20 protein-coding genes are annotated in these 14,022 nt (G+C 62.8%); 19 read left to right on the top strand and 1 reads right to left on the bottom strand.

Going from position 1 to position 14,022, the window contains the following annotated elements; genetic code table 11:
• The first annotated feature begins 18 nt into the window (after positions 1–18).
• The 5 genes from BSY18_RS20365 to BSY18_RS20345 all read left to right on the top strand — a co-directional run bounded on the left by BSY18_RS20365 (position 19) and on the right by BSY18_RS20345 (position 2,474).
• The gene (locus BSY18_RS20365) at positions 19–660 is read left to right on the top strand and encodes a hypothetical protein (protein WP_069052201.1); all 642 of its coding nucleotides are present in this window, start codon (positions 19–21) and stop codon (positions 658–660) included.
• A gap of 12 nt (positions 661–672) precedes the next feature.
• On the top strand, positions 673–1,296 hold the full coding sequence (locus tag BSY18_RS20360; protein ID WP_069052200.1) for a DUF6927 domain-containing protein: 624 nt from the start codon (positions 673–675) through the stop codon (positions 1,294–1,296).
• A gap of 16 nt (positions 1,297–1,312) precedes the next feature.
• Positions 1,313–1,513 (top strand): hypothetical protein, encoded by a 201-nt coding sequence (locus tag BSY18_RS20355; RefSeq protein ID WP_069052199.1) that lies wholly within the window; start codon positions 1,313–1,315, stop codon positions 1,511–1,513.
• Between the two features lie 111 nt (positions 1,514–1,624).
• On the top strand, positions 1,625–1,975 hold the full coding sequence (locus BSY18_RS20350) for an antitoxin Xre/MbcA/ParS toxin-binding domain-containing protein (RefSeq protein WP_054735742.1): 351 nt from the start codon (positions 1,625–1,627) through the stop codon (positions 1,973–1,975).
• A 4-nt stretch (positions 1,976–1,979) separates the two neighbouring features.
• On the top strand, positions 1,980–2,474 hold the full coding sequence (locus tag BSY18_RS20345; protein WP_069052198.1) for an RES family NAD+ phosphorylase: 495 nt from the start codon (positions 1,980–1,982) through the stop codon (positions 2,472–2,474).
• Between the two features lie 7 nt (positions 2,475–2,481).
• Here BSY18_RS20345 and BSY18_RS20340 read toward each other — a convergent pair whose 3' ends face one another.
• The gene (locus BSY18_RS20340; RefSeq protein WP_069052197.1) at positions 2,482–2,979 is read right to left on the bottom strand and encodes a hypothetical protein; all 498 of its coding nucleotides are present in this window, start codon (positions 2,977–2,979) and stop codon (positions 2,482–2,484) included.
• Between the two features lie 67 nt (positions 2,980–3,046).
• Here BSY18_RS20340 and BSY18_RS20335 point away from each other — a divergent pair, with 67 nt between their 5' ends.
• The 14 genes from BSY18_RS20335 to chrA all read left to right on the top strand — a co-directional run bounded on the left by BSY18_RS20335 (position 3,047) and on the right by chrA (position 14,014).
• Complete coding sequence (locus tag BSY18_RS20335) at positions 3,047–4,333, top strand: hypothetical protein (RefSeq protein ID WP_069052196.1); 1,287 nt, start codon at positions 3,047–3,049, stop codon at positions 4,331–4,333.
• Between the two features lie 47 nt (positions 4,334–4,380).
• On the top strand, positions 4,381–5,016 hold the full coding sequence (locus tag BSY18_RS20330) for a DUF7007 domain-containing protein (protein ID WP_442856584.1): 636 nt from the start codon (positions 4,381–4,383) through the stop codon (positions 5,014–5,016).
• A gap of 100 nt (positions 5,017–5,116) precedes the next feature.
• Entirely contained in the window at positions 5,117–5,386 is a 270-nt protein-coding gene (locus BSY18_RS20325) for a type II toxin-antitoxin system Phd/YefM family antitoxin (protein ID WP_069052194.1), read from the top strand.
• Complete coding sequence (locus BSY18_RS20320) at positions 5,386–5,838, top strand: type II toxin-antitoxin system VapC family toxin (RefSeq protein ID WP_069052193.1); 453 nt, start codon at positions 5,386–5,388, stop codon at positions 5,836–5,838. The genes BSY18_RS20325 and BSY18_RS20320 overlap by 1 nt, the downstream gene beginning before the upstream one ends.
• Positions 5,839–6,068: 230 nt before the next feature.
• Positions 6,069–7,742, top strand: coding sequence for an ATP-binding protein (locus BSY18_RS20315; RefSeq protein WP_069052192.1), 1,674 nt, complete (start codon positions 6,069–6,071; stop codon positions 7,740–7,742).
• 59 nt (positions 7,743–7,801) lie between these two features.
• Positions 7,802–8,173, top strand: coding sequence for a DUF3768 domain-containing protein (locus BSY18_RS20310; protein ID WP_069052191.1), 372 nt, complete (start codon positions 7,802–7,804; stop codon positions 8,171–8,173).
• 72 nt (positions 8,174–8,245) lie between these two features.
• Complete coding sequence (locus tag BSY18_RS20305) at positions 8,246–8,596, top strand: hypothetical protein (protein ID WP_069052190.1); 351 nt, start codon at positions 8,246–8,248, stop codon at positions 8,594–8,596.
• A gap of 202 nt (positions 8,597–8,798) precedes the next feature.
• The gene (locus BSY18_RS21325) at positions 8,799–9,299 is read left to right on the top strand and encodes a DUF736 domain-containing protein (protein WP_069052189.1); all 501 of its coding nucleotides are present in this window, start codon (positions 8,799–8,801) and stop codon (positions 9,297–9,299) included.
• A 185-nt stretch (positions 9,300–9,484) separates the two neighbouring features.
• Positions 9,485–10,000 (top strand): hypothetical protein, encoded by a 516-nt coding sequence (locus tag BSY18_RS20295; RefSeq protein WP_069052188.1) that lies wholly within the window; start codon positions 9,485–9,487, stop codon positions 9,998–10,000.
• Positions 9,994–10,365, top strand: coding sequence for a hypothetical protein (locus BSY18_RS20290; RefSeq protein WP_069052187.1), 372 nt, complete (start codon positions 9,994–9,996; stop codon positions 10,363–10,365). The genes BSY18_RS20295 and BSY18_RS20290 overlap by 7 nt, the downstream gene beginning before the upstream one ends.
• A gap of 75 nt (positions 10,366–10,440) precedes the next feature.
• Positions 10,441–10,743, top strand: a complete 303-nt coding sequence (locus tag BSY18_RS20285) for a hypothetical protein (protein WP_069052186.1) — start codon at positions 10,441–10,443, stop codon at positions 10,741–10,743.
• On the top strand, positions 10,724–11,128 hold the full coding sequence (locus BSY18_RS20280; RefSeq protein WP_069052185.1) for a hypothetical protein: 405 nt from the start codon (positions 10,724–10,726) through the stop codon (positions 11,126–11,128). The genes BSY18_RS20285 and BSY18_RS20280 overlap by 20 nt, the downstream gene beginning before the upstream one ends.
• A gap of 471 nt (positions 11,129–11,599) precedes the next feature.
• Positions 11,600–11,935, top strand: coding sequence for a single-stranded DNA-binding protein (locus tag BSY18_RS20275; RefSeq protein WP_069052184.1), 336 nt, complete (start codon positions 11,600–11,602; stop codon positions 11,933–11,935).
• Positions 11,936–12,703: 768 nt separating this feature from the next.
• Positions 12,704–14,014: a chromate efflux transporter gene (gene chrA, locus BSY18_RS20270; protein WP_069052183.1), complete on the top strand. Its 1,311-nt coding sequence runs from the start codon at positions 12,704–12,706 to the stop codon at positions 14,012–14,014.
• Positions 14,015–14,022: the final 8 nt, after the last annotated feature.

Below are 14,022 nucleotides of genomic sequence, written 5' to 3'. Positions count from 1 at the left end.
CAATGGAAAGGAAGCCTCATGTCCTGCGACATCGATTACCGTTACCGCCGCGCACTCCAGCCTGATGGACTGACAACCTTCGAAAATGCGCTGCGAGCATTGAACGAGGCCGTGGATGATGTTCGCCTTGCAGGCCGGCAGGCTGCAACCTGTCCGGCTGTGCTGCTGCTGACGCGCCACCTTCAACGCATTGCTGACGGAAGGCCGACCGAATGTGAGGCAGACGACCAGGCTCTGCGGTCCCAGTGCATAGAACGCCTTGCCGAGCTCAAACACAGGCCTGCGATCATTGCGCTGGTCAAACGCGGGATCGACTATCGTCCCGAAGAGCTGCGCCACTACCGGCGCGAGGGCACGCGCGCCCTTCGGCAGATCGCAGCAGGGATCGGGCTCGAGCATGCCGATTACCGCATCAGCTATTACACCTCACAGGAACAGCTCGCGGGTGAGCATGTGCTGGAAGCCGAAGGTATCTATGTCCGAATTAGCCCGGAAAGGTTCGGCGAGCCGGGTCTCGCTTGGCGCAACCCGTTCTGGAAACCGCCTGGCGCGGTGATGCGCAAAGCGCCGATCACCGCCCTTGCAGACATTCCCGCACTCACGGCGCGGATCGCGCGCGAATTGAAGATCGCACCTCCGGCGCAGCCGGGGCTCATCTGAAGGAGAACACGCATGGGCTGGCTTTACATGCACCGTGCCGGAATGGGGGGCTTCGACACTCCCAAGGCCTATCTCGACAATCAGCTCACATGGGAGCGCGAGAACGAAGAAACCGGCAGCTTCGAAGGATGCCGGGTCATCAGAAGCGTGTCCACAACCGGGGCCTATTACGCGGCTGTCCAGCGCTATGGACCGAACAACCAGACCCACGCCATCTCCGCGGTAATCTGTCTGGTCCGCTGGAACCCCAAGGCCGCAGACGGCCTCCTGTTCGGCTACAAGGACATGGATGAAAACTCCGGGCCGGTGGAGGCTGGGTGTCCCAGAAGTATCCTCGAGGAACTGGGGCCAACCCGTCACCCTTATGCCCTCGACTGGCGCAACCGCTGCTACCGCCAGCTGCGCCTGAAGGAACGCAAGATCGCCGATGGTGACATGATCCGGCTGCCTGAACCCATGAAGTTCACCGATGGGAGCGAACACGCCGAATTCAGGGTGACAAAGCGCGGCGCGAAGATTGAACTTAGCACGCCCGATGGCCGAGGCCGGTTCCGCATCAGCAGATTGATGGAGCGCCGGTTCGAAGTCGTGCCGCCCAAGCGTGCGCCGCGCACATTCTTCCCGGCAACGCCGTAACGCTCGGGAGGTGACCATGCTGCCTCAGAGCCTCGATCCCAGAAGGGCGATCCTGTGCGGACGCGCCAATGCCGAGCGCCTCGCCATTCGGATGACCGCAAATTCCGGGCAGAGCCATGCCGTGGTAAGGACGGACAGCAAGCTCCAGCCCTTCTGCGTTATGCCTGCAGAAGAGGGCCTTCCCGGTGCGATCGAATTACAGGTCGTGGTTTTGTAAGAGCGGGAAACGTCTGCGGCAGAACCGGAACACCTGCTGGGTCTGGCACAGCAAACCTTGATTACCGCAAAGATTGACGCTATATAGCGTCAGAATTCATGGGAAAATGCAATGGCGATTCAAAACTACGCTGACAACGGAGCGTTTGCTCCGCGCAAGATCGTCGACGCGCTGCGGACCACCAGCGACGAACTCGCACGCTCGCTGGGCCTCGGCAAGGACGCGATCCAGCGCAAAGACCGGATCGCGTCGACACGTACCCAGCGCCGCCTTCGCCAGATGGTCGAGGTGCTCAACAAGGTCGAGCCGCGCTTTGGCTCGGCGTTGCTGGCCTATGCCTGGTACCGCTCGGAACCCCTGCCCGGCTTCTCGGGCCAGACCGCCATGCAGCTGGTGCAGAGCAACCGGGCCGATGACGTGCTGACCTATATCGACGCGGTCGACGCCGGCGTCCACGCCTAGTCCAATGCATTTTACCGGGCTGCTCTACCGCGCCCACAATCCGGTCTGGTCCCGCGAACCCCTCTCAGGGGAGGGGGCGGCCCGGTTTGGCGGACGGTTCAATCGCATCGGGCGCATCGCGCTCTATACTTCCCTCGCCCCTGAGACCGCGCTGCGCGAGGCCAATCAGGTTGGCACCCTCCAGCCCACCACGCTGGTCGCCTATCAGGCCGACATCGGACCGCTGCTCGATGGCCGCGATGCGGCTGCATTGCGGCCTTTCGGTATCGCACCGGCTGAGCTCGCCGACCCGGCGTGGCGTGATCGGATGCTCTCAGGCAAGCCGGTCCCGACGCAAGACCTGGCGGAGGCCGCGATCGCGCAAGGCTATGCCGGCATCGTCGTCCCGAGCTACGCCCGGGGTGCCCCAGCGGACGCGCTCAATCTGGTCCTGTGGGACTGGGACGGGCGCATCACACTTGTTGATGACGACGACCGACTTGGCCTTCGCAATAACTGATGGCCGCTTATTCCTCGATCATCCCTCCAAGACCGGGATCGAGATACCACGATGGACCTTCGGTAAAGTCGGCATTGCGGGCAGGAACAGGGCCATCAGGCTCTGACGAGACGTAAGGGTTGACCATCGGCGCAGGGTTCTGGCCCGAGCGCAGAATGTGCCCCGACATCTGGCACCGCGGCCCAAGGAGTTCGAAGAGCCATTCGAGATCGTCGAGCATCTGGACAACCCCGCGCCCTGCCAGCGCATAGTAGAGGCAGCGCTGATAGTCATCGCAATGGCAGGACAGGATCTGCGTCAGCCGAGCCTTGGCATTGGGCAGGCCCTGAAAGACGCCCTGCAAGGTCTCATAGAGCTCGTGCGCCGAGTAGTAGGCATCGAACGGCTCCACTCCGATCGAGGCATTGGCGAGCATGCGCTTGGTTGGACGGCAATTTGGATCAAGCGCCGCATCGCGCAGCGTGACATCGAGGTCGAACTTGCCGATATCAAAGACCTTGTTCATTATTCATGGGCTCCTGCAGATTATGAACATATCGTGAACAAACGACAGGGTCAAGGCGTCATCATGCATGTGGCTGGTAGGTAAGGACACCACAGGAAAGACCGGCAGGGTCGCCATCAGCGACGAGCTGAAGGCTGCGCTGGTGCGGTGGTATACAGGACGAGGCAGCGAGGCCGACCACCGCGCTTCAGTCTCACTGGTCTCGACTGCGCGAGAGAACCACAAATGGATCGCCTGCGATTGCCTTGGGGCAGAGCGGTCGCCGCCGCTGATGAGCGCGGCCTATCTCAGTTTTCAGGAAACCTATTACCTCCGGCGTCTTACTTCGCGGCCAGGCCACGATTCAGTTTGCCCGTTTCATCTGCCGCAGGCGCCACCGCGCATCCGCGAGACCGTGAAGGACTCGCTCTATGCCATCGGCATTCCGAAAGGCCTGTTCAGTGCTCACCAGAAGGCACCGGAGAAGCTTGCACAGAGGCCAGAGGACATAGAGCCTGACGACCGCTCACGCGGCGTCGCTATCCCGCGCCTCGGCAAGCTGCTCTGGCTGCTGCTCGAGCGAGCAGGATCGAACATGCTGCGCGAATTACCGGCCACAGGCAGGCGCGCAGGCTCGATCAGCGAAGAAATGCGCCACCTCAAGCGCGCCGCCCAGGGCCTCGAGATCGCGCCGGGCATTCGGCTGTCGGATCATCTCTACACCAACGCAATCGATTACGAGAAACGGCGGGTCCATGCCCGGTTGCGGGCTGCGGCCGAGACCTGGCCGCCCGAGTTTGCACCGCAGGCCTTTCTGCTTATCGAAGCGAGCGAGGTCACATCGAGCGAGGTGGTGACGGGGCTCGGAACCGTCGAAATCCGCAATCGCATCCAGCACACCGGGATCATCCGGGCCGAGGTCGAGCCACCATTTCTCGTGCTGGCCGTCGTCGGCGAGCATAGTCGGCGCGAAGGATACCTGGCGCTGCGCGCCTATGCCCAGACTGTCTTCAGCGGGAACCAGTTCGTGCCCGCCGAGCGTGAACACGATCGCGACGTGCTGCGCGCGCTCCAACAGGCCCAGTATGAACTGCGCCGTCTCGGTGTCAGGATGGCGGTCAAGAAGGTCCTCTTTGACATCACGCTGGCTGCGGGGTCGGCGAGGCCGGATTTCCTGGTGGCGCTGCTCGATGAGCATAGCGGGGTGGAATGCAAGTTCGCGCTCCAGATCCTGCAGTCGGATGATGCCGACTATCTTGAGCTGCGCAGCATCGAGCGCGAGCGTCTCGGTCAGGCCGGGCTGGTCGTATCCCTGCCGGTCAGCAGCGTGACGCCTGAGGCAATTATCAGCGAGGCACGCCGCATTCTCGAGTGAAGTGGAGGGGGAGGATTTGAGCGAACCTGAAGAAGGAGAGTTCGCTCATGACATGTTTTGCTCCGTCGCCGCGCCCATCGACATCGATCTGGGGTGCTGTCCAACAGGCCGATCAACTTGGGCCCGGCATTTGGTCGGTCATGACCCCAAGCCACGGCGGCATCATTCTGTCCGATCAAAGGCAGGGGGCCATGCCGCCAGCTCTACTGATCGAGGGCGGCTCCTACGAGGAAGACTGCGACTGGGCGCTCCCGATCCTTGCCTTTGCCAGCGAGCTTGAACGCCAGCGCTCCTGCTCCGCGGGCTTCCTGCAGCTTGCCCGCGATACCGCCCGGTGTTGGCATCCGCACCGCTTCAGCGCCTTTACTGGCGAGGCCGTCGAGGAGAATGCGTCCGCGATCCTGCGGACGCGCAAGGCCTATATGGCCGTGATCGGCGAATTCTGCACGACCAGCGCCTGGGGCGATTGGGCCGAATGGGTACCAGAAGGCAAAGTCGGCGTGATTGCCCGGCAAGTCGAGCGCGTCGATCACCTTGGCCGGCCGAGCTATGGCAAGGCCGAAGTCTGCGCGCTTATTGCCAAGGAGCTCTACGCTGCGCGCGGCGAGGTTACGGCGCTGCGCGATACGGCGCACGAGATCATCCCCATGCCCGAGGATCTGCGGCCGAAGCGCGTGGGCTGATCGATACCATCGAACCGGGCTTCTCTGGGCAGAAGTTGTAGACTTTCCGATATAGTCATTGTATATGACCAGTCACAACACCTGACTATAGGAATATAAGATGCGAGCTGAAACCTACGGGGCGGCAGACTTCAAGGCCAACTGCCTCGCAATCCTCGACCGACTGGCACGCCGTGATCTTGATCAGGTGACCATCACCAAGCGAGGCCACGCCGTCGCCGTTTTAACGCCTCCACCCAGCATGGCCGACGCCGTTAAGGCGCTGCACGGTTTTATGTCTGGCTCGGTTAGCATTCCCGAAGGGTTTGACCTCCTCTCACCGGTGCTTGCTGAGCCGTTGGGTGCAAGCGAAGGCGTGTTGCACGGGTGATGACGAAGAAGAAGCCCTCCGCTTTGCCCAGTTCTGTCCTGCTTGATACGTGTGCGGTTATCTGGCTCGCCAATGGTGATCCGCTTGCCCAAGAGGCGCTAGCGGCCATTTCACATGCCGCGCTGGCAGAAGGCGTGTTCGTGTCACCCGCATCGGCTTGGGAGGTGGGATTGTTGAGCCGCGTGCGCAGCGGCAACGTTCCAGCGCTGACGTTCCTTCCCGACCCGCAAAGCTGGTTTGCGCGGTTCATGGCCGGTCCCGGCATCAAGGAAGCGCCGCTCCTTCCCGAAATTGCGATTGCGTCCTCGCATCTGCCTGATCCCTTGCACGGTGACCCTGCCGACAGGTTCGTAATCGCTACAGCACGGCACCATCAAATTCCTGTCATCACGCGCGACAGCAAGATCATCGATTACGCGGCCCAAGGTCATGTGAAGGTTATCGCTTGCTGAGTTTTTGGCTTCAGGTTTGAGCGAAGCGACTGTCCCGCTTGGCAAGATATAGCAAAGCTCGGCGCGGCTCTCCAACCGATCAACCTAACGTCCAAGGCGCACGGGTGTCTCGGCCATGTGCGCTGATGGCGCGGCCCGAAGGCCGCCCGGCTCTGGCCAGGCATCAAGCCGCCGATCTGAAGGGAAGGGGGAGGGGAAGGGCGAACCAGTGCGATAAAGGACCCTTTGCCATGAACCCGACATTCATACGACCCAGCGTAAGCCCGAAGACGATCACCAAAGTCACGCGCCTGTTTAACGGCACCATCGGCGATATCCTCGGCGAGCTCCTCCAGAACAGTCGCCGCGCTGGCGCTTCCCGGATCGATATCGCCTGCTGCGCGGACCAGGACGGAGCGCGATTGACACTGGTCGATGATGGAACCGGGGTTGCCGATCCCCAAACCATGATTGCGCTGGGGGATTCGGGCTGGAGCCAGCACATCCATGAGGCCGAAGACCTGGCAGGCATGGGTGTCTTCAGCCTCGCGGGCAAGGACACCCGGATCAGCTCGCGTCATGCCAATGCCGACACCGGATGGTCGGTGCATGTCCCCGCGGATGGCTGGACCGGCGCGCAGGACATTGCCGTGCGGCCCCTTGCTCGCCCGGTCGGTACGACCATCACCTTCCTGATGCCCGGGGTGAGCGAGCAGACGACCGAGCGGATTCTGCGCGAAGTCGCGAAGTTCTACCCACTGCCGGTGTTCTTCAATGGCACGGAAATGCCGCGCGAGGACTTCCTCGCCAAGGCAATCTACATCGCCGAGTGGAACGGCAGCCAGATCGGCGTGTTCGAAGGGCGCGAATACCACCAGGACCCGACGACCAACTTCCATGGCATGGTACTCACCCGCAAGCTTGCCAGCGTCTCGGAGAGCCTTGGCGGCAAGACCTACCATGCCCGGCTCGATATCGGGGCCACCCCGGGACTTGCCCTTGTGCTCCCGGCGCGCAAGGAATTCGTCGAGAACGCTGCATTTGCGGCGCTGCAGGCAGCGTGCAAGCGCACGATCTATGCCGCGCTGGCACAGAAAGGCCAGCACCGGCTCTCCTTCGAGAACTGGAAGGAAGCGCGCGATCTGGGGGTTGCCCTGCCGGAGGCCGACCCCTGCCTGCCCCGCTGGCATGCGGCCATCGCGGAGAGCGACAACGTCAATGTCGAGTATGAGGAAGTCGTAGCAGGTGCGGACACGATCCTTGTCGCGGATCTCGAGCCCGATATTGCACAGGGACTGGAGCGCGCGCTGCGCGAGCACCCTTTGCGCCCACACCTCGTCGAGAACCATCCCGCATACGCTGGCTATGCCTGGTATGACGCGCTGCATCAGCTCGGCAACGTGCGCTTCTATGTTGCAGCCGGGGAGCGCGACCACGTCATCGCCGAGAACGGCAGCTTCCCGCCGCTCGATGACAATGTTGGTGCGGAGACGATCGAGCTGAGGTTCTGTGTCTTCCACCGCGCCAGCGAAATGCAGCGCGAGGAACGGATCCCGGCAGATGTTGCCTTCGTCGTCGGCGAGGATGGCTGGTACAGCGGTGTCGACCAAATCCGCATCGCTTTTGTGCCGGGTCCGGCGCTGACCCCCGAAACGCTGGTCGATCTGATCGAGAACGTCTGTTTCTGCGCGAGCGACGACAGCGAGGCCGACTCCTGGGACACCCAGCACGAGCACTTCTTGCGCGATGCGCGCGAGCTCGCGGCCCGGGTGCTGCTCGGCGAAGACGAGGCCATTGCTGCGCGCATCCGCGACACGCTCGCCGGCATCCTCTGGGTCATTCCCAAGGATCGGCAGGTTGCCATTACCGTCGCCCCCGGGACCGCGATCAATGTTCAGCTGTCCGCTTGTCAGCCTGCCGGCTGAGGCTCGCGAGGCCGTCCGGTTGCCCGTTGATCGCCCCTTTGATCGGGAGGAGACCCCCAATGCATGACACATCCGACCTCTCTTGCGCGCAGCAGCGCACCGAGCGGATCGCGCTGCTCAATGATGCGGCACGCCAGGGCCGTGACCGCATGGCCCGCATCGTCATGACCTCCGGGCTGCTTGCAGAATTCGGCGGCGACACGGTGGCAGACAGCATGATGGCACAGGCTCGGTTGATGGCCGCTCTGCGCCATTGCACCTTCGCCCCGGATTCGCCCGAGCGAGACTTTGCAAGCCTGGATGTCGATGGCATCAAGGTGCTGATGAAAGTCGATTATTACGACACCGAACTGTCGTTCGGGTCAGAGGATCCGGCCAATCCAGCGATGACACGGCGCGTCATCACGCTGATGCGGCCAGCGGACTACTGATCATTGTGAAGGGCAGGCATTTCGCTGCGTGACCGGGCAGCGGCCCAAGCCCGATGCGGAGGTAAACGGCGCATGAGCAGACACAAAGTCCCGCTTCGTAACGGGATTGCGGCGGCAAGTGCCTATGTTGGCTGGGATCGCCCGCTTCAGACCTATTTCGCACAGGTTCTGAGCGCCCCTGACGAAGACGGAGAGGAGATCGAAATCGTATGGGTCGGAACCGCCTTCGGCGAGCTGCCCCGCGCAGTTGACGCAATCCGCGTGCTCGAACCCTATTGCCATATCGAAGCAAGTCTTGCCGCACAGCTCGAGATCGACAGGATGGCATGCCTCGCCACGCGCGATGGACCCAATCAGCTCGAAGCCAAGGCGTTCATGGCGCGCCTCAGCCAGATCAAGGACAGGTCCGAGCCCGAAGCTTAGGTCGGTACAGACCGCGCATGGCTCGAAGCAGGGCAGGTTCAGCTCCAAACCTCGCATCGAGACTCCTCAGCCCTCTGGGCTGGATAGAATTACGCGCGCCTGCGGTGGCTGGCGCACGGGCCGGGCCACGGGCCCGGAGGAGAGGGGGGATGGGAGAAGGTGTTCCGGACAAGGGGTTCGGACAGCATCAGGAGAATGTGACATGAACATCGGCACCCTCAAGGCCAACGCAGAAGGCGTTCACATCGGCCGCATCACCACCCTGACCTTCAGTGCGACCGTCGCTCTGCGGGCCTTCGAATCCACCAACGAGCGGGCACCCAAGTTCGACCTCATGGCGCTCTCGGCGGACCGCCGCAGCTGGGTCAAGATCGGTGCGCTGTGGGAATACTCGTCGAACGAGACCGGCGAATGCTTCCTGTCGGGCCAGATCGACGATCCCAGCCTCTCGGCGCCGATCCCGGTCGCCATGTTCCAGCAGAACGATGGGAGCTTCAATGTAGCCTGGCGCCGTTCGAAGCCCAAGGCGTCGCTCGACGGCTTCGGCAGCGAGAGCGAAGGCGCCCTGCCGCCGCTCACCGCCACCGGCGACGAACCGGCCAGCGACCGCGGCGTTGACAGCGGCGCTGCCACCGGCGACGGTCTGGGCGAAAGCACCGCTCCAGCACCCAAGGGCAAGACGCGCGTGAGCGTCGACGCCTGACCGGGACAAGCCCCCCCGTGACCGGTGCCGCGACCCGCGCCGGTCACATCGGGAAGGCCCGTCTGCGCATTTGTCGCGGGCGGGCCTTTTCTTTTGCCCGCTGCTGTCGGGCTCGGCAGAACTGCTGAAGGAACTCGGCCAGCAAGAGGGAAGGGGGAGGTGCCGTTCGAGCAAAGGAGGCTTGAATGGCAAAAACAATCTGGACTCTCGATCTTGAAGGCGCGCCCACAAACGAAGACTGCGCGCAGATCGGCCACACCCCGAACTTCGACCTCGTGAATACCGCGGAAGCCACGCTCTACAGGGCTGCGCTGATCGCGGTAGCTGGGCCTCCGCCCGCCGGAATCACCCTGCGGATCAAGGCTAACGCTCATGATTTCGGGACCTACCGGACAGTCGAGGCGAGCATAGATAATGACCAGGACGATGGCAGCCATGCCAGCTATCTCGAGACCCTCGAGACCGGCATCGCTTTCTGGCATCAGGCCGGGTTTGCACCGCCTGAATTCGGCAAGCTGACGGCGAGCGATCAGCTTGCGGGTTTCGTCGTGGATGCCGTCGCAAGCGCGCTGCGGATCACACGGCCGAGCAGCACCGGCACATTCTTTCCGGAATCCTCCGGACCGATCCATCGCAACCTCACCGCAGCCTTTCCGGAAGCGGCGCAGCGCGTCTTTCCCGAAGGGGCCGTGCCATGCTGAGCGACAGCGAGCGCTTCGCCTTCAGCGCCTGGCGGATCCATGCCTTCGCCTCGACGGGCAATGCCTACGACGCCGTGCAGACCGACGAGATTATCGCTGCTGGTGATACGCTGCTTGTCCTCGACGAACGGGTCGTCGGTGTCGCGATGACCTGGCCCTTTGCCATCACCGCAGAGCCGGGCAAGCTTCACGCGGTCTGTGAGCCCGGCGCTGGTGAAACCCTTGGGCACATTGAAAAGGCGCTCGATGTTCCAGACGGGTCAATCGCCCGAGCCTGCCGCCTCGCAAGGACTCTGGGCTTTGCGATTGATGCGGGCCTCGTCCCGTTGTTGCCGGAGCTGCCGGCGACAGAGGTGGACGGCTAGTGCGGCAGTCGCCGCAACAGAAAACTTGCTATTTTGGCAATAATTGCTATTTTGGTGCTAAGAGGAGATACCACCATGCCAGCGGCGGCGAACGAGCACCCCCGGGTTCCCCTGACCCGGTTTCACAACAACACCGGCGAGTTCCTCGATCTCGCAACCAAACAGCCGGTCGTCCTGACCAGCCATGGCCGCGAGCGGCATGTGATCGCAGATAGCGACTATTTCCGCCATCTCGAAGAGGCGGCACGCGGTGTGATCGCCGGCCACATGAATATCGAAGCTGTCGCTTCGTCCGACATGACCGAAGCCGATCGCAAGGCTTTCGCCAATGCACGGCCTTCGGCCAGTGAACTCGAAAATGACCGCTGGGAAGACTGACCGCCCCACCGCAGGCCATATCCTCCGATACGTCTATCTCTTCGAGGAAGAGCAGAGACGGGGCCGCGACGAAGGCGTCAAGGAACGCTTTGTCGTCGTCGTGGGTGTGGAGGGGTCACGCTATCTTGTCGCCGCGATCACGACCAAGGGTGAGGGGCGCAAGAACGCCATCGTGATCCCCGATGAGATTGCGCGCACAGCCGGACTGGCTCCCGGTAGCGCCATCGTCATTTCGGAGTTCAACCGGTTCACCTGGCCCGGGTTCGACATCAGACCCCTGATGAAGCAGCCCGGGTACATTGCCGGACGCTTCCCACCGCGGTTCACGGCAAAGATCATCGATGCCATTGCAGCCTGGCGAGCAGCTCCAGTCGATCGGGACTGATTGGCGCACCGTTCAGGCAGACAGGCCCTCTGGGGGCCTTGTCCGATTGTGCATCAACGCGAGGCCAATGGCGGCAACCCTGCGGATTGGCACACCCAAATGGCCAAGGTCAGGTCTTCCGCACGACTGCCGCAATGGGACTATTCGCTCCCCGTAATCGGCGAAGACAGGCGATCAATCCTGCGATCAACGCCAGCGTCAGCAAGCCGAGACGCGGCGAGGTTGATGTCCAGGCACGCAATCCGCCCCAGTACCAACAGCACGTCCGCCGTCCAGTGCCCCTGCCTCTCTGGTCGAGCTTAGGGCCAACCTGCAGAAATGCGAGCCGTGTTGCCCGGCAAGCCGGGCTGCCCGCACCACCTCGATTTCTGAGGTTACCCGCGCGCGAAGGCGCGCGGTGTCCCAGCTCTCCCGCCGAGGCTCGATAAGGGCACCGGCGGACGAGCCGTCGGCACCAAGGAGGCTCTTGCAATGAACATCGTCAACCTCGTCGGCCGTCTCGCCAAGGATCCCGTTGCCCGCGATCGCAGCGACACCCGCATCACCGAACTCATCCTCGTGACCGAACGTCCCGTCATCCGCGATGGGAAGGTCCAGAAGGACCCCGAAACCGGCTACCCGGTCAAGGATGCCGAATTCCACAAGGTCACTGTCTTCAACGGCATGGGGCTCCCGCTGCGCCAGCACAAGGCCAAGGGCGACCAGCTCGCCGTGACGGGCCGCATCCACTACTCCCGCTGGCAGGACGCCGAAGGCAATGACCGCTACGGCTGCGAGATCATCGCCGAAAATGTCGAGTTTCTGTGATCATCAGGAGGGCGGCGCTTCGGTGCCGCCCTTCGCCGCGTTATTGATGGTGCGCACCCGAGTGCGGAGCGCAGGCCGGTTAGTTGCCGGTGGGATTAATCCTGGCACCACGATGACCACAGCTGCAGCGCAAGTGCCGGGCAACCATGTCCAGCTTAAGGGGTATCGACTTGGTGAAGCACTGATCGCGCAGCCGGGCCGCCGGCATGATGACTACACGCCTGCAGCGCCCGCACTCGATCTGCGCATTGAGGCCATGACGAACGAGATCGGCGACAGAATCGAGGCGTTTGGTTCCCATACGTCACCGAGAACATATAAAGAACTTTATCGTCAAGGGATGCCGAAGGCAAGGTTGGCGTCTGCCGGCCTATGGCCGGCATCGCGCTCTATTCCTCCGGGCTGCCGGCAGCACACAAGCCTTGCCCGTGTACTGCGTCTGCGACCGGCGTCACCGAGTCCCTGCCGGGTCTCGGCCCGTTCGGGTGACGATCGCTGGCGCGGCCTTTGCCTAGGCGTTGGGCTGCTCTCGGTACCGCAGAGTATGTGCTTATGTCCGGTTTAGGGAAACAGGTTGATCGCGCCGGATGACCGGGGTTGGGTGGGAAGCTAAATTTCCGTTTTGACCTTGCTGTGGTTTGCCCCGCATTCTACAACAATCCCGGCGGGGCAAAGCGACCTCCCGCTCAGGCCGAGACAAGCCCAAGCGTTGCCTCGTAACCTTGCCCTTGCGGGCGAGGTTTGTTTTGCGAGGTTGATTTGGCGTCCTTGGCTCTTACCCCTTCTATCACCTTCACGGATCTGCTTCGGGCATTCACCCGCATCGGCCTGCTCAGCTTCGGCGGTCCTGCCGGGCAGATTGCGCTGATGCACCGCGAGCTGGTGGATGAACGCAAGTGGATCGCGGAGGAGGATTTCCTCCACGCGCTAAATTTCTGCCACCTGCTTCCCGGACCCGAAGCGCAGCAGCTTGCCACGTGGATCGGTTGGCGTCTGCATGGCTGGCGCGGCGGTCTGGCAGCGGGGTTGCTGTTCGTCATTCCCGGTGCGCTGATCATTCTGGCGCTGTCGATGCTGTATGCGGTCGCGGCCAATCTCGACTGGGTCGAGGCGCTTTTCCTTGGCGTGAAAGCGGCGGTGCTGGCGATTGTGGTGCAGGCGCTGCTGCGGATCGCGGGCCGTGCGCTGGACACCGGGCTGAAGCGCGCGCTGGCGGCAGCGGCGTTTATCGGGCTGTTCCTGTTCGATCTGCCGTTTCCGCTGATCGTGCTTGGTTCCGGAGTGATCGGCATGGCTGTCGCAGCCAAGCGGCCCGACCTGCTGGCGCTGAAACCCGGTAAAGCTGGCGGAACCCTGCCAGAACGACCGTGGCGCACCACGTTCCTGTCAATCGCCCTGTGGGGGACAGTCTGGGCCGCACCGATGCTGCTGATCGCGGTCACTCTGGGGCCGGATCACGTGCTTTGGGAGATCGGCGCATTCTTCTCGCAGCTGGCCATCGTCACCTTTGGCGGGGCCTATGCGGTGCTGGCCTATATGGCGCAAGAGGCGGTGCAAGGGTTCGGCTGGTTGCGTCCGGGCGAAATGGCCGATGGGCTGGGCCTTGCGGAAACCACACCGGGGCCGCTGATTCTGGTGACGCAATTCGTCGGCTATCTTGCAGCGTTCCGGGCGCCGGAGCCGTTCTCGCCCTTCGTTGCTGGATTGCTGGGGGCGGGCCTCACCACCTGGGTGACCTTCGCGCCGTGTTTCATGTGGATCTTCGCCTTCGCGCCGTGGATCGACCGGCTGGGCAACGCGGTGCGCCTGAAAGGCGGTCTGGCTGCGGTGACAGCGGCGGTGGTGGGCGTGATCGCAAACCTTACCGCATGGTTCGCGCTCCACGTCCTGTTTGCCGAAGTTGGCCAGCGCAATTTCGGCCCGCTGCGGCTGTATTGGCCTGATCCGTCGAGTTTCGACTGGCGTGCGGGTTTGCTGGTAGCGCTGGCCTGCATCATGGCGTTCGGCCTCAAATGGTCGGTGCTGCGCGTTCTGGCAGCTTCGGCCATCGGCGGTCTGGTTCTGGTTCTGGCATTCTAGGGAGGATA

Source organism: Blastomonas sp. RAC04, from assembly GCF_001713435.1.
GTDB lineage: Bacteria > Pseudomonadota > Alphaproteobacteria > Sphingomonadales > Sphingomonadaceae > Blastomonas > Blastomonas fulva.
Note: the sequence above shows the minus strand (reverse complement) of the source record. Positions and strands in the feature narration are given on the sequence as shown.